Raw genomic sequence first — 330 nt, 5'->3', positions numbered from 1 at the left:
AATTAAATTAAAAATAAGTGCAGAAAGGGGTTGTGTTGTGTGTGGGGATGCCTATAATGCGCTCCACGTTCTGAGAGGGGCAAGCGGGAAAGCTGGTTAGGCTGCGGTTTAATTGGAAGTTTCGCGATTCAGGTTTGAATCACTTCTCCAGAAAGTTGAAAGAAAAAGGTTGACGCAGAGATTTAAATCGTTAGAATGTGCGTCCTCTTTCGAGATAACAGAAGCGGCTTAGGTTGCTTGAATTGGTTGTCTCACAGCTCTTTAAGAATTTGTTCAGATAATTCGTGTGGGCACTTGCTGATGTGTTGAAGGACATATATATGTAAGTGA

It is taken from the genome of Litoribacillus peritrichatus (assembly GCF_039537985.1).
In the GTDB taxonomy this organism is placed as follows: domain Bacteria; phylum Pseudomonadota; class Gammaproteobacteria; order Pseudomonadales; family Litoribrevibacteraceae; genus Litoribacillus; species Litoribacillus peritrichatus.
This window is presented reverse-complemented; position numbering follows the sequence as displayed.